This is a genomic window from Mesorhizobium sp. P2_F7, from assembly GCF_056403695.1.
On the sequence record NZ_JBFUFA010000002.1, the window covers coordinates 44,672 to 62,298 of the forward strand.

Genomic DNA, 17,627 nt, shown 5'->3' on the forward strand with positions numbered 1-17,627 from the left:
GATCTTGCTGACCCCAACCGGTTTTACTGCGGGCGGACAGGGCGGAACTTCCGTCCGGCCGGCCAATGCTTTGGAAAGACTAGGAGTCAGGCAGTAGGCAGTAGGGAAGCCCTATTCCCTACTGCCCAATCCCTGCCCTTAAGCCGCCAGATCGCGCAGCACGTATTGCAAGATGCCGCCGTTCTTGAAGTAGTCGAGTTCGTCCAGCGTATCGATGCGGCAGATGATCGGCACGTTCTTCACCGTGCCGTCGCCATAGGTGACCTTGGCGATCATCGTCTGTCGCGGCTTGATGGCGCTCAAGCCATCGATCTCGACGATCTCGTCGCCCTTGAGGTTGAGCGAGGCCCATGACGTGCCTTCCTCGAAGACGAAGGGGATGACGCCCATGCCAACCAGGTTGGAGCGATGGATGCGCTCGAAGGACTGGGCGATGACGGCGCGGACACCGAGCAGGTTGGTGCCCTTGGCCGCCCAGTCGCGCGACGAGCCGTTGCCGTATTCGACGCCAGCGAAGATGACCAGCGGCACGCCTTCCCTTTTGTACTCCATCGCCGCGTCGTAGATCGATTCCTCTTCCTTCGACGGGTAGTGGATGGTGTAGCCGCCCTCGCGGCCGTTCTCGCCCAGCATGTGGTTGCGGATGCGTATGTTGGCAAAGGTGCCGCGCATCATCACCTCATGATTGCCGCGCCGCGTGCCGTACTGGTTGAAGTCGGCAACGCCGACGCCGTGGTCGGTGAGGTATTTGCCGGCCGGCGATGCCGCCTTGATCGAACCCGCCGGCGAGATGTGATCGGTAGTGATCTTGTCGCCGAACAAGCAAAGCACGCGCGCGCCCTTGATGTCGCCGATCTTGCCGAAGCCGGCGGTCATTCCGGCAAAATAGGGCGGGTTCTGCACATAGGTCGAGTTGTCGTCCCAGGCATAGGTCTGGCCTTCCGGCGCCTTGACGTTCTGCCAGTACTCGTCGCCCTTGAAGACGTCGGCATATTTGCGGGCGAACAGCTCGCGGGTGACGTTCTTCTCGATGAACTCCTGGATCTCGGCCGAGCTCGGCCAGATGTCCTTCAAGTAGACCGGCTTGCCGTCGCGGCCTTCCCCGAGCGGCTCGGTGGTCAGGTCCTTCGTGACGGTTCCAGCCAAAGCGTGGGCAACGACCAGCGGCGGCGACGCCAGGTAGTTGGCTTGCACGTCAGGCGAGACACGGCCTTCGAAGTTGCGGTTGCCGGAAAGCACCGCAGCCGCAATCAGGCCCTTGTCGTTGATGGTTTTCGAGATCGGCGCCGGCAGCGGGCCGGAATTGCCGATGCAGGTGGTGCAGCCGAAGCCGACCAGGTTGAAGCCGATCTGGTCGAGCTCCTTCTGCAGGCCGGATTTTTCGAGATACTCGGCGACCACCTGGCTGCCGGGGGCCAGCGAGGTCTTCACCCACGGCTTCTGCTTGAGGCCGAGCCGGTTGGCGTTTCGCGCCAGCAGGCCGGCGCCGATCAGCACGCTCGGATTGGAGGTGTTGGTACAGGAGGTGATGGCGGCGATGACGACGTCGCCATGGCCGAGATCATGGTCGGTGCCTTCGACGGCGTAGCGCTTCGAGATCTCGGCGGCCTTCTTGTATTCGGTCTCCATCGCCTTGGCGAAGCCGGCCGGAATGCCTTCCAGTGCAACGCGGCCTTCGGGGCGCTTGGGGCCGGCCATCGACGGCACGACCTCGCTGAGTTCAAGCTCGAGCAGATCGGTAAAGACCGGGTCAGCCGAGCCTGTATCGCGCCACATGCCTTGCGCCTTGGCATAGGCCTCGACCAGAGCGATGCGGCTTTCCTCGCGGCCCGACATCGTCAGGTAGCGGATGGTTTCGCCGTCGACCGGGAAGAAGCCGCAAGTGGCGCCATATTCGGGCGCCATGTTGCCGATGGTGGCGCGGTCGGCCAGCGTCATGTTGGAGAGGCCGGGGCCGAAGAACTCGACGAACTTGCCGACGACGCCCTTCTTGCGCAGCATCTGGGTCACGGTGAGCACGAGGTCGGTCGCGGTGACGCCTTCCTTCAGCTTGCCGGTGAGGCGGAAGCCGATCACTTCCGGCAACAGCATGGAGACCGGCTGGCCGAGCATGGCGGCCTCTGCCTCGATGCCGCCAACGCCCCAGCCCAGCACGCCAAGGCCGTTGATCATGGTGGTGTGCGAATCGGTGCCGACGCAGGTGTCGGGATAGGCGGTGGTTTCGCCGTCCTCGGTGTTGGTCCACACGACCTGCCCGAGATATTCGAGATTGACCTGGTGGCAGATGCCGGTGCCGGGCGGCACGACGCGGAAGTTGCGGAACGCCTGCTGGCCCCACTTCAGGAACTTGTAGCGCTCTTCGTTGCGCTCATATTCGAGTTCGACATTCCTGGCGAAAGCCATCGGCGTGCCGAATTCGTCGACGATGACCGAATGGTCGATGACGAGGTCGACCGGCACCAGCGGGTTGATCTTCTGCGGGTCGCCGCCGAGCGCCTTGAGGCCGTCGCGCATGGCGGCCAGATCGACCACCGCCGGAACGCCGGTGAAATCCTGCATCAGGACGCGGGCCGGGCGATAGGCGATCTCGACGCCGGCGGTGCCCTTGTCGGTCAACCAGCCGGCAACCGCCTGGATCGATTCCTTGGTGACGGAGCGGCCGTCTTCGTTGCGCAAAAGGTTTTCCAGCAGCACCTTCATCGAATAGGGCAGCTGGGCGATGCCGGTGAGGCCGTTCTTCTCGGCCTCGACCAGATTGTAATAGACATAGTCCGCGCCACCCACGGTGAGGGTGCGGCGGCAATTGAAACTGTCGAGGGATTTTGACACGTGCGGTCCGTCCTTGTCTGTTCAGCCTGAAAGGGAACGGACGCCGATGGGCATGCAATCACGCGCAAAGGTGCGGGTACGGCCATTTCCGCTGTCCGCTCCCGAGCAACCCGAGCCGTTCAAGGCGGCGCGTGCGCTGGTTCGGCGCAAATTCTGTTCCCGTGCCGACCGCTGGCACGGATGACCCGCATATAGAGAATTTTCTGGAATAGTTCTAGACAGTTGCGGAGCAAATTTGTGCGATGCGGCAGCTATCGCGCGGTAAAGTTTTCGGGACGGGCAGGCATGCGGCTGATTGCCGAAAATCTGGGCGGCGAACGCGGCGGCGAAAGGGTCTTTTCCGGCATCGGTTTTGCGCTCGAAAAGGGCCAGGCACTGATCGTCACCGGACCGAATGGATCAGGCAAATCGACGCTGCTCAGGGTCATCGCCGGGCTGCTGCCGAAAGCGGAAGGCGATGTGCGCATCGAAGGCGGCGGCGAGACGTTTCCGACGATTGCTTCGGCCGTCCATTATCTCGGCCATCTCAATGCGATGAAGACGGCGCTGAGCGTGGTGGAGAATCTGCGCTTCTGGCGCGATTTCAACGGCGACGGTGCGTTGGATGTCGAAGAGGCGCTGGAGACGGTCGGGCTCGGTGGCATCGGCCATCTGCCGTTCGGCTATTTGTCGACCGGGCAGAGGCGGCGCGCCGCGATTGCGAAGCTGCTGGTCAGCCATCGGCCGCTGTGGCTGCTGGATGAGCCGACGGCGGGGCTGGACAAGGCTTCGGAGGAGCGGTTCGCGGGGTTGATGGCGGATCACTGCCGGCAGGGAGGGATTGTCGTTGCGGCGACGCATCTGCCATTGGGGTTGGATGGGGCGGAAGAATTGAGGATGGGGATTTGATGTCGGTGCCAGGCACCCCCCTCTGCCCTGCCGGGCATCTCCCCCTCAAGGGGGGAGATTGGCAGTTCGGGCGTCCTGCGGGCTTTCTCACGTTGGAGATTAGCGAAGGCGGATATGGCATCCAATCTCCCCCCTTGAGGGGAAGATGGCCGGCAGGCCAGAGGGGGGTGCTCAAGCGCGAGCATCTCGAATTATGCTAGCCCTCTTCCTCCGCGATATCCGCCTCTCCATCCGTGCCGGCGGCGGGGCACTCACCGGCGTCATCTTTTTCCTCGCCGTCATTGCCACCATCCCCTTCGGCGTCGGGCCGGACCTGAAGCTGCTGGCGCGCATCGGTCCGGCGATCCTGTGGATCGGCGCCTTGCTCGCCTGCCTGCTCGGTCTCGATCGCCTGTTCCAGGCCGACCGCGAGGACGGTTCGCTCGATCTTTTGGTGCTCGGCAACGACCGCCACATGCTGGCGCTGACGGTGCTGGTGAAATGCCTGGCGCATTGGGCCGGCAGCGTCCTTCCGCTGGTGGTCGCTGCCCCTTTGCTTGGCCTGTTCATGAATATGGAGCCGCTCAGCATCGGCGCTACGGCGCTGACCCTTTTGGTCGGCACGCCGGCCATCACTTTCATCGGCGCGGTCGGTGCGGCGGTGGCGGTTGCGCTGCCGCGCGGCGGGCTGTTGATCTCGGTGCTGGTGCTGCCGCTGACCATCCCGGTGCTGATCTTCGGCGCGTCGGCCAGCTACGGCGCGGTGGCCGATCCCGACCCGTTCCTGCAGCCCTTCCTCATTCTTGCCGCGCTGACGCTGTTTCTTGCCGTGCTCGGCCCGGTGGCGGCAGCACTGGCGCTGAGGCATGGAACGGATTGATGTGGCCGCTGCGAATCGAGAACCCGGTCTATCTGCAGACCATCTATGGCAACCATCCCGACTTGTCGTCCGTCGAGATCACATCGGCGATGATGGGCCGCGACGGACCCAGCATGCACTTGGCTTTTATCTCTACCGTCCTTCCCTACCGGCCACCCACCAAATGGGGAAAGTTCAACGCCGTGTCTTTCGGCCTGGAGTTCATCGCGGTCGAAACGATCAGCCTTCGCAAGTTCAAGAGCCATGGCCAGAGTGCAATCAGGATGTGGGATGACGAAGGCAAAATCCTGCTTACCTGCGAAGGCGCGGTTAGGTTGTCTTTGACGTGCCAATTTATGCGCATCAAAAGCATATCCGGCATTTTGCTGTCGCAGTCGCCGTGAACCGCAAATCTGCCGCAGAGGACGTTCATTGCGAGGAACGGCCAGCGCGTTTATGAAGGCCCAGCCTTGGATACAGAGATGAGCGCACACGCCCTTTATGTCACCGCCGCCTATGGCATCACGGCGATCGTGCTGGCCGGGCTGATCGGCTGGATCCTACTCGACCAGCGCGCCCGCAAGCGCGAACTGGCAGAACTCGAAGCCGCCGGCGTGCGGCGTCGTTCCGATAAGGCCAGCAAACCATGAGCACGGAAAGCGAAACGCCGGCGCCGCCGCGCCGCCGCCTGATCGTGCTGCTGCCGCTGTTGGTTTTCCTCGGCCTGGCCGGGTTGTTCCTGCTGCAGCTTTTGTCGGGACGCGACGAGGCGGAAGTGCCGTCGGCGCTGATCGGCCTGCCGGCGCCGCAGACCAATCTGCCGGCGCTGGAAGGGTCAAACCTGCCTGGGCTGGATTCGAAAGCGTTCGCCGGCAAGGTGACGCTGGTCAATGTGTTTGCGTCGTGGTGCGCGCCGTGCCGGGAAGAACATCCGGTGCTTTTGGCGCTGTCGCAGGACAAGCGCTTCACGCTTGCCGCACTGAACTACAAGGACGAGCCGCAAAACGCTCGCCGGTTCCTCGGCGATCTCGGCAATCCGTTCCAGGCCATCGGCGTCGACGAAGCCGGTCGCACCGCCATCGACTGGGGTGTTTACGGCGTGCCGGAAACCTTCGTCATCGGCAAGGACGGCAAGATTGCCTACAAATATGTCGGGCCGCTGACGGGGGAGTCGGCGCAGACGGTGCTGATGCCTGAAATCGAGAAGGCACTCGCGGCGCATTGATGTTCAGGTGATGCCGGCCTGCAAACGGCGGATACCTGCGCTTCCGGTGCTCACGTACGAAAAGTACGCTCTGCTCCGGTTCTCGGCATCCACAGTTTTCGTCTCGGCCTGACCTGAACCTCAACGCGCCTAGGCGGCGCCCGAGTCACTCGGCAATCAGCCGTATATCTGCTTGTGGACCTGGTAGAGCATTTCCGAGCGGTCGGCGCGCAGGTCGGCGAGGTCGCGGCCGGAAAGGTTCTCGATTTCGGCGACGAGGCGGTTGTAGTGCTTGCGCTTGGCAATCGAGCTGCGAGCGCGGGTCATGAGACTGTCGAAGATCATAGCAAGGGTCCTTTCGTGCCGCATATCAGCGGCGAATTTGTTCCTCCCTTGACTGTACGCAGCATGACATAGGAATGGTGCGATGCAAAAAGAAGATGTTGCAATGCACCATTGCACGGAGCGCATAGCCGGTTAATGCAGCGCTAACAGCGCCATGCGCGGCTGGACACGTTTCCGAGCCAATGCTGGGCGTGGGTCTTTTGTCTTACAAATTGCGTATGCGCCATCTTGCCTTCTCGCTCACAGGCTGGCTTGATCCACGCCTTGCGTGATGCCCGGAGGAAAAGCATGGCGGCTGCAGATTATTACGAAATTCTCGATCCGCGTTTCGCGCGGCTGTTCAATGGCAACGCGCAGGTGGAAAAGCTGTTCACCGGCTGTCAGTGGGCGGAAGGGCCTGCCTGGTTCGCCGCCGGCCGCTATGTCGTCTGGTCCGACATCCCCAACAACCGCATGCTGCGCTATGACGAGACCGACGGCAATGTCAGCGTGTTCCGTCAGCCCTCCGGCAATTCCAACGGCAACACCGTCGACCGTCAGGGCCGGCTGGTGACATGCGAGCATTCGGGCCGCCGCGTCAGCCGCACCGAGCATGACGGCTTCGTCACCACCATCGCGGCCAAATGGAAAGGCAAGCGGCTGAATTCGCCAAACGACGTCGTGGTGCGCTCGGACGGCTCGATCTGGTTCACCGATCCGAGCTACGGCATCGACACCGACTATGAGGGCGACAAGGCCGAGAGCGAGATCGGCGCCTGCTACGTCTACCGGGTCGATCCCGACAGCGGCGAGGTCGAAGCCGTCATCACCGACATGGTCCGGCCGAACGGGCTTGCCTTCTCGCTGGATGAAAGCCAGCTCTATGTCGTCGATACCGGCCGCACGCGTGGCGCGCAAAACCCGGCGCATATGCGGGTCTTCACCGTCGGCAAGCACGGCAAGAAGGTGTCGGGCGGCAAGGTGTTCGCTGAGTGCACGGCAGGCCTGTTCGACGGCTTCCGGCTCGACGAGGCCGGCCGCATCTGGACCAGCGCCGCCGACGGCATCCACTGCTACGATCCCGACGGCACGCTGATCGGCAAGGTCAAGGTACCGGAAGTCGTCGCCAACTGCGTGTTCGGCGGCAACAAGCTGAACTGCCTCTACATCGCCGGCACGACGTCGCTTTACATGGTGCGGCTGATGGTGAACGGAGCCAAGACCTATTGAGCGAGACTGCTTGGAAATTCTACTCTGGCGGCCATCCGATGGCGTTTTCTGCGCTTCCGGTGCTCACGGACCAAATGTCCGCTGCGCTCCGGTTCTCGAAACCACCATCATATGACTCACCAGAGCGAATTTCGAAGCAGTCTCTCGGCGCTGTCTGCAGAAAATGAAGGGGAGGACGTCATGCCATTCGTCAACATCCGCATCGTCAAGGAAGTGATCGCCGCCGATCCGGTGGGCAAGAAGGCGGACATCGCCAAAAAAGTCACGGCGGCCATCATGGACGCCACCGGGCTCGGAAATGACGATGTCTGGGTCGTGTTCGAAGAGGTCAACGCGCGCGACTGGTATGTCGGCAAGACCGATGTCGAGACGCTGCGGAAGGGGTAGGGAGCGGGCAACGTTGGGGTAGGGGCGCGCGCGTTCGTTCGTCATCCTCGGGCTTGACCCGAGGATTCATGCCGTAGCCTTCGACGTAGAGTGCCGCGGTGCAAAATTCTGTAAACGTTGCAACGCCTTAACCTCACGGTATGGATCCTAGGGTCTGCGCCGCGTCGCTTCGCTCCTTGCTTCGCCCTAGGATGACGAGCCTATGTTTGGCCGCGGATAAAGTCGGCGAAGACCTGCACCGCCTCACGCATCGCCCGCCGGTTCGCGTCCTCCGCCAGAATGGCTGCCATCTCCGGTGGCTTCTTGCCGAGCAAGGCGATCTCCAGCACCGCGTCCTCACAAAGCGCAAACGACATCGTCCGCATGATCTCGGCCAGCGCGGCGCGGGCGTAGAGCGAGCGTGCGGAGGCGTGCACCAGCATTGCCGGCTTGCCGACGGCGGCGTCGCGCGAGACCAGCCAGTCGAGCGCGTTTTTCATGCCGCCCGGCACGCCATGCGCATATTCGGGGCAGGAGACGATGATGCCGTCGGCGCTGGTGACGGCGTCGATCAGGCGTGCGGCTTCGCGCGGCGTGCGCTCGCCTTCGTCGTCGGGATTGAAGATCGGCAGCAGGCCGAGCCCGTCATACAGGCTGACGCGGCAGCCTGGCGGCGCGTTCGCGGCCAGCGCCGCCAGCAAGGCCGAATTGGTTGAGGCGGCGCGCAGGCTGCCGGAGATGGCGAGGAGGTCGATCAAAGGAGAAACCGGGCAATGGGACGAGCGAATCGTGCCCGAAATCCTACCACATGGTCTTGCTGTAGGCCTCGTCCAGCGAGCGGTCGAAATCGTCGACAGTTTCGGCATGCGCCATCTGGTCGGACAGTATCTGGCCGAGCGTCGGCAATGTCGCGCGGTCGTACCAGCTGTCCGGCTTCCACAACTCGGAACGCATGAAGGCCTTGGCGCAGTGCATGTAGGCGGCCTTGACGCTCACCACGACGACGCTTTGCGGTTGCTTGCCGTCGACGGCGAGACGCTCGCGCAAATCCGTATCGACGGTGATGCAGGCGTCGCCATTGATGCGCAGCGTCTCGTTCATGCCGGGGATGAGGAAGAGCAGCCCGACCGAAGGGTTGAGCAAGATGTTTTCCAGCGTGTCCAGGCGGTTGTTGCCAGGCCGGTCGGGGATGGCGATGGTTTTGTCGTCGATGACAAGGGCGAAGCCGGGCTTGTCGCCTTTCGGCGTCACGTCGGCATTGCCGGAATTGTCGGAAGAACCGATCAGCACGAAGGGGCTTTTGCCGATGAAGGAGCGGCAGTGGCCGTCGAGCGCCCTGAGTTCCTTGCGCATCGAGGCGTCGGTCGGCCGCGGCGTCTTGTAGATCGTCCTCAGTTCGTCGCGCGTGGTGACGAATTCCATGGCCCTCTCCCTACTTGCCGGCTTCTTCCACCTTCTCGGTCTTATCCTCGATCGAATGGCGCAGGATCAGCGGCATCTGGCTGAAGGTGAACAACAGCGTGATCGGCATGATGCCCCAGACCTTGAAGGTAACCCAGAAGTCGGTCGAAAAATTCCGCCACACCACTTCATTGGCAAGAGCCAGGAACAGGAAGAACAGGCCCCAGCGGAAGGTCAGCTTGCGCCAGCCTTCGGCATCGAGGCGAAAGGCCGAATCGAAGACATAGCCGAGCAGCGAGCGGCCGAAATACAGGCCGCCGAGCAGCACGCCGCCGAACAGCGTGTTGACGATGGTCGGCTTCATCTTGATGAAGACGTCGTCCTGCAGATAGAGCGTCAGCGCACCGAAGATGAAGACGACGACGCCCGAGACCATCGGCATGATCGGCAAGGTGTGCATCAGCAGCCATGAGGCGATCAGCGCGATTGCGGTCGCGGCCATGAACAGGGCCGTGGCGACGAAGAGCGGCCCGCCGAATTCGGCCAGCACGGGGAATTTCTCCACCAGCCAGGCGCCGCGCGCGTTGGCGAAGAAGAATACCATCAGCGGCCCGAGCTCCAGCACCAGCTTGAGCAGCGGATTGACGCTTTCTTTCTTCTTCTGCGGGTCGGACGGGTCGCGTTCGAGGATGGGAGGGTTCATGACGTCCTTCTGACGCATGATCTTGTCCAAAAAGCCGTCAGCTCTTCGAGATCATGCCTGTTACGCTACACCCGCGATCGCCCTGGCGAATTCGCTGGCTGAGAATGGTTCGAGGTCGTCGACCTGTTCGCCGACGCCGATGAAATAGACCGGCAATTTGTGCTTTGCAGCGATTGCCACCAGAATACCGCCGCGCGCCGTGCCGTCCAGCTTGGTCATCACCAGGCCGTTGACGCCGGCGACGTTGCGGAAGATCTCGACCTGGTTGAGCGCGTTCTGGCCGGTGGTGGCGTCGACCGTCTGCAGCACGGTGTGCGGCGCTTCCGGGTCGAGCTTGCCGAGCACGCGGACGATCTTTTCCAGTTCGGCCATCAGTTCGGTCTTGTTCTGCAGCCGGCCGGCGGTGTCGATGATCAGCACGTCGGAGCCGGCCTCCTTCGCCTTCTCGAAGGCGTCGTAGGCAAGGCCGGCGGCATCGGCGCCGATCTTGGAGGCGATGACCGGTGATTTCGTCCGCTCGCCCCAGATCTTCAATTGCTCGATGGCTGCGGCGCGAAACGTGTCGCCGGCGGCCAGCATCACCGACAGGCCGCCATCGGTCAGTTTTGCCGCCAGCTTGCCGATCGTCGTGGTCTTGCCGGTGCCGTTGACGCCGACGACCAGGATGACATGCGGCTTGTGCGAGAGGTCGAGCTCCAGCGGCATGGCGACATGGGTCAGCACCTTCTCCACCTCGGCTGCCATCACGGCGCGCACTTCCGCGTCGGAGACATCCTTGCCGTAGCGGCTGGAGGCCAGCGCATCGGTTACGCGCAGCGCGGTTTCCAGGCCGAGATCGGCGCGGATCAGCACGTCCTCGAGGTCCTGCAGCGTGTCCTCATCCAGCTTGCGCTTGGTGAAGACGCCGGCAATGTTGCCGGTGAGCTCGCGCGACGACCGCGCCAGCCCGTCGCGCATGCGCTGGAACCACGAACGCCGCGGCGCCGGTTCGGGCGCCTTGACCGGCTCAGCCTTCTGCTCGACCTTTTTGGTGACGGTGACCTTGCCCGGAGCCGGTTTTGGTTCCGGCGAAGGTTGAGGGGCTGGTGGCGGGGTGGGCGCGACTTCGGCAAGCCGTGCTTCGACCGGCGCTGGTGTAGTTTCGGACGGCGCGGACTTCACCTCCCCCTCGATGGGGGAGGTCCCAAGCGAAGCTTGGGGGTGGGGGTGACTGGCGCCAGCGTCAGCGCCATCACCCCACCCCGCCGCTTTGCGTCGACCCTCCCCATCGAGGGGAGGGTGGGGCGCCTCGTCCTTCTCCCCGTCTCTGTACGGGGAGAAGGTGCCGGCAGGCGGATGAGGGGCGGCGCCGGCCTCAAAGGTTGGCGGTGTGGAAGGCGCGGCTGGTGGCGGCACCTCGATAGGAGTGGCCGGTTCTGCTGGAGTTTCGGCAGGCGTCGGCACTTCAACAGGCGCCGGCTCCGGTAGCCTTTCCGGACGTGACGGGGCGATCTCCGGCTCGGCCGGTGCAGGCGCCGGTACCTCTTGCGGCTGCGGTTCGGGAGCAGGCTCCGGAACGGCGGGCGGCGGGGGAACTTCCTCCGGCGTCGGCGGCTCGGGTGTCTCCGGCTCAGGTTCCGGCTCTTCTCGCGGCGCAGGCTCCGGCAGCGGTTCCGGCTCGGAGGGGACGACCGGCTCCGGCGGCTGCGGCTCCTCAAGCGGTGCAGGCTCAGCCGCTGGGGCGGGCTCAGGCTGAATTTCTGGCTCGGCCGGAACGATCGGTTCGGATGCCGGTTCCTCGATAGGTGCCGGCGGCGCCTCCGGCTCGACCGGCGGTGTCGACAAGGCTTCCGCCTCGACCGGCGACTCCTCGCGCTTCAAAAACTCCGGCAGCGCCTGCTCGGCGGCCGGCTTCAGCGCCTCCAGCGCATCCCATTTGATCGGCGGCAGTGGGGCGGTTTCGTCGAGACGCTCCTCGACGACTTCCTTCTTGCCGAACGAAAATATCTTCTTGAAAAAACCGGCCATGCTTTATCAGTCTCAGGCGGCGCGGGCGGTGAGCGGCGCCGCAAGCAGGCGCGCGCCGTCATGGCCGGTAATGGTGGCCTCGACGATCTCGCCCGGCTGACCGGCAGCGATGGCGGTCAGCGTAAACCCTTCGGTGCGGCCAAGCCCGTCACGCTCGACCAGGATCGACTGCCGGGTGCCCGGCAGTGACGACAAATGGCGGCGATAGGCGGCTTCGCCGGCGGCGCGCAGCCTCGCGGCGCGCTGCTTCACCAGTTCGCGGCGGACCTGCGGCATGCGCGCGGCGGGCGTGCCTTCGCGCGGCGAAAACGGGAAGACATGCAGATGCGTCAGCCCGCATTCCTCGACGATCTTTATCGAATTCTCGAACATGTCCTCGGTCTCGGTCGGGAAGCCGGCAATGATGTCGGCGCCGAAGACGATTTGAGGCCGCAGTTTGCGCACATCCTCGCAGAAGCGGATCGACTGGTCGCGCAGATGGCGGCGCTTCATGCGCTTCAAGATCATGTCGTCGCCCGACTGCAGCGACAGATGCAGATGCGGCATCAGCCTGGGCTCGGTGGCAATCGCATCGAGCAGTTCCTCACCGGCCTCGATCGAATCGATGGAGGACAGCCGCAGCCGCTTCACGTCGGGCACCTGCTTGAGGATGGTCTTCACCAGTTTGCCCAGTTTCGGCGCGCCCGGCAGATCGGCGCCGAAAGACGTCATGTCGACGCCGGTCAGCACGATCTCGGCATAGCCATTGCCGGCGAGCCGCTTGACCTGCTCGACCACGGCGCCCATCGGCACCGAGCGTGAATTGCCACGGCCATAAGGGATGATGCAGAAGGTGCAGCGATGGTCGCAGCCATTCTGCACCTGCACGAAAGCGCGCGCTCGGCCCTCGATGGCGTCGACCATGTGACCGGCGGTCTCGCGCACCGAGAAAATGTCATTGACGCGCGCTTTCTCGGTATCGTTGACGCCGAAATCGGGGAGCGCGCGGTAAGAATTCGCCTTCAGCTTCTCCTCATTGCCGAGCACGAGGTCGACCTCGTCCATCGCAACGAAATTCTGCGGTTCGGTCTGCGCGGCGCAGCCGGTGACGATAATGCGCGCCGCCGGATTTTCGCGGCGGGCTTTGCGGATCGACTGCTTGGCCTGGCGCACCGCTTCCGAGGTGACGGCACAGGTGTTGAAGATGATGGCGCCGCCTTTGAGCGCGCCGAGGCCGGCGCTTTCGGCCTCGCGTCGCATCACTTCGGACTCGTATGTGTTCAGCCGGCAGCCGAAGGTGACGACGTCAATGCCTTGGGAGTTGGGGCACTTGGTATCGGCAAGAACGGACATCAGGCCGCGCTTTCGGTGTCGCGGGCCCAGCTGCCGGTCGACGGATCGAAACTGCCGGAAAATTCCCATTCGGCCGCGCCGGTCAGGATGACGTGGTCATCGTCGCGCCATTCGACATGCAGCGAGCCGCCGCCGGGCGTCATCAGCGTGACGCTGCGGCCGGTGCGCCGGGTGCGGGCAGCGGCAACCACCGATGCGCAAGCGGCCGACCCACAGGCCTTGGTCAAGCCGGCGCCGCGCTCCCAGGTGCGGATGATCATGGTTTCCGGCGACGTCACCTGGGCGATGGTGATGTTGGCGCGTTCGGGGAAGATCGGGTGATTTTCGAGCAGCGGGCCGAAACGCTCGAGCTCATAGGACCAGACGTCGTTGTCGACCCAGAAGATGGCGTGCGGGTTGCCCATCGACAGAGCCGAGGGCGAATGCAGCACAGGCGCGTCGATCGGGCCGATCTGCAATTCGATCATGCGGGTGTCGCGGAATTCTTCCGCCAGCGGAATGTCCTGCCAGCCAAAGCGCGGCGTGCCCATGTCGACCGAGATGGTGCCATCGGCATGTTCGACGGCATTGAGGATGCCGGCGCGGGTCTCGAAGGTGAAGTTCTTCTGGCCGGTCTCTGCCGCCAGCGCCTGGACGACGCAGCGCATACCGTTGCCGCAGGCCTGCGCGCCCGAGCCATCGGAATTCAATATGTCGATGTAATAGGCGGTGCCAGGCGTGCGGGCGTCATGGATCGCCATGATCTGGTCGAACTTCGTCGCCGCATCGGCATTCAGCGCGACAGCCGATGCCGGCGTCACCCGGTCGGCACGGCCGCGCATGTCGGCAACGATGATCTCGTTGCCGATGCCGTTCATCTTGGCGAAGGGGGCAGTGCCTGCCATGTCTCAGGTAATTCCTGTCCGTTTTGCCGCTATATGGCGGAAACGGGCGGGAATTACCAGTGCGATGGGGCCTCAGGTTACGGCAAAGACACCCAGCACGATCAGCAGGAAGATGACGAGAACGATGCCGATAAGCACGCGCGCGCCGGTGGCGGCGGCGCCCGCCAGCGCCGGCATGCCGAGCAGGCTCGCGGCAGCAGCGACGATCAGAAGCTACAACGCAATTTGGCCGGGAGCCTTCCATGATCAAATGGATCATCATTCGAAGCAACGCGTTTCGGCTTGTCGGGTTCCTTCCCTAGGCGTCCGGCACGTCCCAGATCTCGCCGGGCCGCAAGGCGCGAAACCGCTCCTGTGGCACGCCTTGCTCGTCGAGCGCCTCGACCAGTTTTCTCACCGGCTCATCGATCGGCTCGTCGGTGAGATGGAAGGTACCCCAATGGCAGCCTGCGGCGTGAGCCGCGTTGCACAGCTGCATGCCTTGCACCGCTTCTTCCGGATTCTGATGCTGCGGCGCCATGAACCAGCGCGGCTCGTAGGCGCCGATCGGCAGGATGGCGAGGCGAAAGCCGGCATGTTTCTCGGCCATCAGCCGGTAATTGGTGCCGCCATGGAAGCCGGTGTCGCCGGCGAAATAGATTTTTCCGGCCGGAGTTTCGACCACAAACCCGGCCCACAATGCCATGCGGCGGTCGCGTGCGCCGCGCGCCGACCAGTGATGCACCGGCTCGACATGGACGGCGATGTCCTTGGTAATCTCGACACGCTCGCCCCAGTCATGCGCGGTTAGGCGCATGCCCGGCACGGCGCTGTCGATGATGGCGTCATTGCCGAGCGGTGTCAGCACCTGCGGGTCATGCCTGGCCTTCAGCCGCTTGAGCGTGGCGAGGTCGAGGTGGTCGTAATGATTGTGGCTGACCAGCACGAGGTCGATCGGCGGCAATTGGGAAAAGGCGATGCCCGGTGGATTGACGCGCCTGGGGCCGGCAAAGGAAAGCGGCGAGACGCGCGGCGACCACACCGGGTCGGTCAGGATGTTGAGACCGGCGGTCTGGATCAGCAGCGTGGAATGGCCGACCATGGTCAGGCGCAGCCCGCTGCCATCGATGCGCGCCGCCGGCTCAGTCGGTTCAAACGGGCTAGGATTGGCCGCCGGCCATTTCGAACGCTCGCCGCTCAGCTGCCATTTCAGCAGATCGGTGAAGCGGCCGGGCGGCTGGCCGTCGGGGTTGAAGAAAAGAGTGCCGTCGAAATGGTCGCTGGGCGGGCCGCTGTAATAGCGGTTGGCGGCTTTCTTTCTCGCGGCCAAGGTTTCGGCTCCGGCAGGTTTCTGTCCTTGCTAGATAGGGACGAGGCCCTCCGGCACAAGCATTTGCCGGGTGGATGCGTGCCCACGGCCAGGCCATGCGCTGGTGCGGGCGATGATTTCCGGTGTACGATCACGTCGCGGAGGGCTCCACTATGCGTTGGCAGGCAGTTCTTGCAATCACGGCGGCGATCATCGGGATCGCGCCGATATCGCCGGCCGCCGCCGCGCAGTCAGAGCCGAGCGCCTGCGCCCACACGCCAACCATCCTGGCGGCTGGCGATTTCCTGCTTGCCGAGCCGGCGACGTTTCCGAATTTCTGGCGCGATCGTTTCGGCGACGACGCGGCCTATCTGAAGATACGCTATGGCGGCCTCGGCTACGCCGAGGGCACCGCATTGCTGGCCGATCTGGAAAAACGCAGCCATCCGCCGCAGCGCATTGTCGAACTCAGGCTTGCCTATGCAAAGCCGGCGGAGCGGGCGGCGATGATCGCGGCCATGCAACCGCTGCCCAACGTGAAGTCGGTTGTGCCACAACTTGGACAGTCTGCCCTGCGCGCGCTTGTCATCGAAGATGATGGCGGCTGGCTGCTGGACGAACTCGGACGCTTGCAGACGGCGGATCCTAACCAGGCGTCGCAGGCCGCCAAGGGCATTGCCCAGGCGCTGTCCGTTGCCGATGACGAGGCAAAGTCGCAGCTCGCCAAAAGGGCCGAAGACGCCGGCGTTTGGCTGCTGGCTCTCGAGATGCGGGCAGTCAAGGACGACCTCTCCGACTACGTCGCCTACCTCGATCGGCTTCCGCCCGCGGTGCGCCCCGACAAGGGCGGTCGCACAGCGTTTATCCGCCGTATCCTTTTCTCAGCCGATCTTCGTCCTTCCTTCGATATTTCCAAACAGCCTGCGGAGGTGCAGGCGGCAGATCGGCGAGACGGATTGGGCTCAGCCATCCGGCCGATCGGGCAACTGGTTGCCGATTTGCCGCAGGCGGGGATGCTGCTATCGATCATCAATTACAACGGCGACCTGCGTATCGGGACTGTGGCGGCCGCGGGTGTCAACGCACAGATCGCGGCAAAGCAGCTCGATCCGGTCAACAAACCCGATGCTGTCACGGCAGCCATGCTTAGCGGGCTCGACTATGTTCTCGGGCGGGGTCAGCGCGAAAGAATCCTCGGCGAGTTTGGAATTCCCGAAACGCAAGGCGAAACTGCAGGGACGTTCGCCGACAAGGCGGTGGCGCGGCTTGCCTTGGGGCCGTTGGTGCGCGGCGATACGACCGACCAGCCGCCTCGCCCGAGGTCGATTTCGAAGGCCTTCGCCTGGGAACAATGGCTTGGACTGGCCAACCGGCTCAGAGCCGGAGAGGCAATCGCGCCGGAAGATCGCCTCGTCGCGGCAGAGCTCATGGTCGCCGCCGATCGCCCCGCGGATGCATTGGCCTCGCTGAAGATGGTCACAGACTGGAGGAAGGCCGTGCTGCAGGCTCACAATCTGGCGCTCGCGCTGGACCGCCGATGCGCCGACCTGCTGCGGGCTCCGGTGCCGCTTTCGCAACCGATCTACCGGTTCGAACCGCGCTAGCGCGGAACTCGCCTTCGTTCGCCAGCCATTTTGCGATAAATTTGCAACAATTCTTGCTGCAAACCCTATTTTAACCATATCGGGTTGAAATTTCGCCACCTTCTCCATCTTGGTGAGGGTGAGAGTGTGCGGACGGCGTCCCCCCAGCCGGATCCGACGGAGGTTGACATGACTTTTTCGAGAAGCGGCCTGGTGGCCGTATCGCTGGCAGCGCTGTTTGCAAGCGGCTGTTCGACCTCGCGTTTTTCATCGATGGATGATCAGCAGCCCGCCCCGCTGCAGCCCGCGCCCGCCGGCACGGTGAGCGGAAGCCAGCTGCCGCCGCCGGCAGCGCCCGGCACCACCGACCCGTCGCAATTCCCGACGGCGCCAGCCGGCACGCAGGTCGCCTCGCTGCCGCCAGATGGATCGGCGCCGGCAGGTGCCACGGACCTCACCGCGGCCAGCGTCGCCGGTGTCTGGAACGCCAGCGTTTCGGGCCAGAGCTGCAAGGTGGCGACGCCGCAGACCAAATTCGGCGCCGGCTATCGCGCCGGACCATTGCATTGCCCGGCACCCATCGACGGCATCAAGTCGTGGAACGTCGCCGGCAAGCAGCTGACGCTCTATGACGAGAATGGCGGCACCTTGGCGCGGCTCTATTCGTCGGGCGGCTCGAAATTCGACGGCCAGACTACCACCGGCCTGCCGATTTCGCTTACAAGATAGGCTGCCTATCCCTAGACAGCG

19 protein-coding genes are annotated in these 17,627 nt (G+C 63.8%); 9 read left to right on the top strand and 10 right to left on the bottom strand.

What is annotated here, in order from left to right; genetic code table 11:
- Positions 1-138: 138 nt before the first annotated feature.
- Positions 139-2,829: an aconitate hydratase AcnA gene (gene acnA, locus AC1DZ8_RS05495; RefSeq protein ID WP_477400439.1), complete on the bottom strand. Its 2,691-nt coding sequence runs from the start codon at positions 2,827-2,829 to the stop codon at positions 139-141.
- A gap of 285 nt (positions 2,830-3,114) precedes the next feature.
- On the opposite strand from acnA, the gene ccmA reads away from it, so the two are divergent.
- The 5 genes from ccmA to AC1DZ8_RS05520 all read left to right on the top strand — a co-directional run bounded on the left by ccmA (position 3,115) and on the right by AC1DZ8_RS05520 (position 5,780).
- The gene (gene ccmA / locus AC1DZ8_RS05500; protein ID WP_477400441.1) at positions 3,115-3,717 is read left to right on the top strand and encodes a heme ABC exporter ATP-binding protein CcmA; all 603 of its coding nucleotides are present in this window, start codon (positions 3,115-3,117) and stop codon (positions 3,715-3,717) included.
- Positions 3,718-3,910: 193 nt separating this feature from the next.
- A complete protein-coding gene (gene ccmB / locus AC1DZ8_RS05505; protein ID WP_477309586.1) occupies positions 3,911-4,576 on the top strand; it encodes a heme exporter protein CcmB in 666 nt (221 codons plus the stop codon).
- Positions 4,576-4,959: an Imm50 family immunity protein gene (locus AC1DZ8_RS05510; protein ID WP_477309587.1), complete on the top strand. Its 384-nt coding sequence runs from the start codon at positions 4,576-4,578 to the stop codon at positions 4,957-4,959. Before ccmB ends, AC1DZ8_RS05510 begins: the two co-directional genes overlap by 1 nt.
- Before the next feature lie 78 nt (positions 4,960-5,037).
- The gene (ccmD, locus tag AC1DZ8_RS05515; RefSeq protein ID WP_477289197.1) at positions 5,038-5,205 is read left to right on the top strand and encodes a heme exporter protein CcmD; all 168 of its coding nucleotides are present in this window, start codon (positions 5,038-5,040) and stop codon (positions 5,203-5,205) included.
- The gene (locus tag AC1DZ8_RS05520; RefSeq protein ID WP_477309588.1) at positions 5,202-5,780 is read left to right on the top strand and encodes a DsbE family thiol:disulfide interchange protein; all 579 of its coding nucleotides are present in this window, start codon (positions 5,202-5,204) and stop codon (positions 5,778-5,780) included. Before ccmD ends, AC1DZ8_RS05520 begins: the two co-directional genes overlap by 4 nt.
- A gap of 156 nt (positions 5,781-5,936) precedes the next feature.
- Here AC1DZ8_RS05520 and AC1DZ8_RS05525 read toward each other — a convergent pair whose 3' ends face one another.
- Positions 5,937-6,104 carry a hypothetical protein gene (locus AC1DZ8_RS05525; RefSeq protein ID WP_477309589.1) on the bottom strand — a complete coding sequence of 56 codons (168 nt, stop codon included), beginning with the start codon at positions 6,102-6,104 and terminating at the stop codon, positions 5,937-5,939.
- A gap of 288 nt (positions 6,105-6,392) precedes the next feature.
- Here AC1DZ8_RS05525 and AC1DZ8_RS05530 point away from each other — a divergent pair, with 288 nt between their 5' ends.
- Entirely contained in the window at positions 6,393-7,313 is a 921-nt protein-coding gene (locus AC1DZ8_RS05530) for an SMP-30/gluconolactonase/LRE family protein (protein WP_477400444.1), read from the top strand.
- A 180-nt stretch (positions 7,314-7,493) separates the two neighbouring features.
- Positions 7,494-7,700 (top strand): tautomerase family protein, encoded by a 207-nt coding sequence (locus AC1DZ8_RS05535; RefSeq protein WP_027055155.1) that lies wholly within the window; start codon positions 7,494-7,496, stop codon positions 7,698-7,700.
- Between the two features lie 200 nt (positions 7,701-7,900).
- Here the strand turns inward: AC1DZ8_RS05535 and AC1DZ8_RS05540 are convergent, their stop codons facing one another.
- The 8 genes from AC1DZ8_RS05540 to AC1DZ8_RS05575 form a co-directional block, all read right to left on the bottom strand.
- Entirely contained in the window at positions 7,901-8,437 is a 537-nt protein-coding gene (locus AC1DZ8_RS05540) for an NADPH-dependent FMN reductase (protein WP_477400446.1), read from the bottom strand.
- A 43-nt stretch (positions 8,438-8,480) separates the two neighbouring features.
- Complete coding sequence (locus AC1DZ8_RS05545) at positions 8,481-9,101, bottom strand: pyridoxamine 5'-phosphate oxidase family protein (protein WP_477309592.1); 621 nt, start codon at positions 9,099-9,101, stop codon at positions 8,481-8,483.
- 10 nt (positions 9,102-9,111) lie between these two features.
- Entirely contained in the window at positions 9,112-9,783 is a 672-nt protein-coding gene (locus AC1DZ8_RS05550) for a septation protein A (protein ID WP_477309601.1), read from the bottom strand.
- Positions 9,784-9,843: 60 nt separating this feature from the next.
- Complete coding sequence (ftsY, locus tag AC1DZ8_RS05555) at positions 9,844-11,790, bottom strand: signal recognition particle-docking protein FtsY (protein WP_477400448.1); 1,947 nt, start codon at positions 11,788-11,790, stop codon at positions 9,844-9,846.
- A gap of 12 nt (positions 11,791-11,802) precedes the next feature.
- A complete protein-coding gene (mtaB, locus tag AC1DZ8_RS05560; protein WP_477309594.1) occupies positions 11,803-13,122 on the bottom strand; it encodes a tRNA (N(6)-L-threonylcarbamoyladenosine(37)-C(2))-methylthiotransferase MtaB in 1,320 nt (439 codons plus the stop codon).
- Positions 13,122-14,006, bottom strand: coding sequence for a diaminopimelate epimerase (gene dapF, locus AC1DZ8_RS05565; protein WP_477309595.1), 885 nt, complete (start codon positions 14,004-14,006; stop codon positions 13,122-13,124). Before dapF ends, mtaB begins: the two co-directional genes overlap by 1 nt.
- A gap of 72 nt (positions 14,007-14,078) precedes the next feature.
- Positions 14,079-14,216: a DUF1328 domain-containing protein gene (locus AC1DZ8_RS05570; RefSeq protein WP_477309602.1), complete on the bottom strand. Its 138-nt coding sequence runs from the start codon at positions 14,214-14,216 to the stop codon at positions 14,079-14,081.
- Between the two features lie 88 nt (positions 14,217-14,304).
- Positions 14,305-15,315, bottom strand: a complete 1,011-nt coding sequence (locus tag AC1DZ8_RS05575) for an MBL fold metallo-hydrolase (protein WP_477309596.1) — start codon at positions 15,313-15,315, stop codon at positions 14,305-14,307.
- Positions 15,316-15,710: 395 nt separating this feature from the next.
- Between AC1DZ8_RS05575 and AC1DZ8_RS05580 the strand changes: the two genes are divergently transcribed.
- Positions 15,711-16,898: a hypothetical protein gene (locus AC1DZ8_RS05580; RefSeq protein ID WP_477309597.1), complete on the top strand. Its 1,188-nt coding sequence runs from the start codon at positions 15,711-15,713 to the stop codon at positions 16,896-16,898.
- Between the two features lie 168 nt (positions 16,899-17,066).
- Positions 17,067-17,606 carry a protease inhibitor Inh/omp19 family protein gene (locus AC1DZ8_RS05585; protein WP_477309598.1) on the top strand — a complete coding sequence of 180 codons (540 nt, stop codon included), beginning with the start codon at positions 17,067-17,069 and terminating at the stop codon, positions 17,604-17,606.
- The last annotated feature ends 21 nt before the right edge of the window (positions 17,607-17,627 follow it).

Excerpts from the sequence above, each read along its gene's own strand:
- ccmA (WP_477400441.1), top strand. The coding sequence starts at position 3,115 with ATGCGGCTGATTGCCGAAAATCTGGGCGGCGAACGCGGCGGCGAAAGG.
- ccmB (WP_477309586.1), top strand. The coding sequence starts at position 3,911 with ATGCTAGCCCTCTTCCTCCGCGATATCCGCCTCTCCATCCGTGCCGGC.
- AC1DZ8_RS05510 (WP_477309587.1), top strand. The coding sequence starts at position 4,576 with ATGTGGCCGCTGCGAATCGAGAACCCGGTCTATCTGCAGACCATCTAT.
- ccmD (WP_477289197.1), top strand. The coding sequence starts at position 5,038 with ATGAGCGCACACGCCCTTTATGTCACCGCCGCCTATGGCATCACGGCG.
- AC1DZ8_RS05520 (WP_477309588.1), top strand. The coding sequence starts at position 5,202 with ATGAGCACGGAAAGCGAAACGCCGGCGCCGCCGCGCCGCCGCCTGATC.
- AC1DZ8_RS05525 (WP_477309589.1), bottom strand. The coding sequence starts at position 6,104 with ATGATCTTCGACAGTCTCATGACCCGCGCTCGCAGCTCGATTGCCAAG.
- AC1DZ8_RS05530 (WP_477400444.1), top strand. The coding sequence starts at position 6,393 with ATGGCGGCTGCAGATTATTACGAAATTCTCGATCCGCGTTTCGCGCGG.
- AC1DZ8_RS05535 (WP_027055155.1), top strand. The coding sequence starts at position 7,494 with ATGCCATTCGTCAACATCCGCATCGTCAAGGAAGTGATCGCCGCCGAT.
- AC1DZ8_RS05545 (WP_477309592.1), bottom strand. The coding sequence starts at position 9,101 with ATGGAATTCGTCACCACGCGCGACGAACTGAGGACGATCTACAAGACG.
- AC1DZ8_RS05550 (WP_477309601.1), bottom strand. The coding sequence starts at position 9,783 with ATGAACCCTCCCATCCTCGAACGCGACCCGTCCGACCCGCAGAAGAAG.
- ftsY (WP_477400448.1), bottom strand. The coding sequence starts at position 11,790 with ATGGCCGGTTTTTTCAAGAAGATATTTTCGTTCGGCAAGAAGGAAGTC.
- mtaB (WP_477309594.1), bottom strand. The coding sequence starts at position 13,122 with ATGTCCGTTCTTGCCGATACCAAGTGCCCCAACTCCCAAGGCATTGAC.
- dapF (WP_477309595.1), bottom strand. The coding sequence starts at position 14,006 with ATGGCAGGCACTGCCCCCTTCGCCAAGATGAACGGCATCGGCAACGAG.
- AC1DZ8_RS05585 (WP_477309598.1), top strand. The coding sequence starts at position 17,067 with ATGACTTTTTCGAGAAGCGGCCTGGTGGCCGTATCGCTGGCAGCGCTG.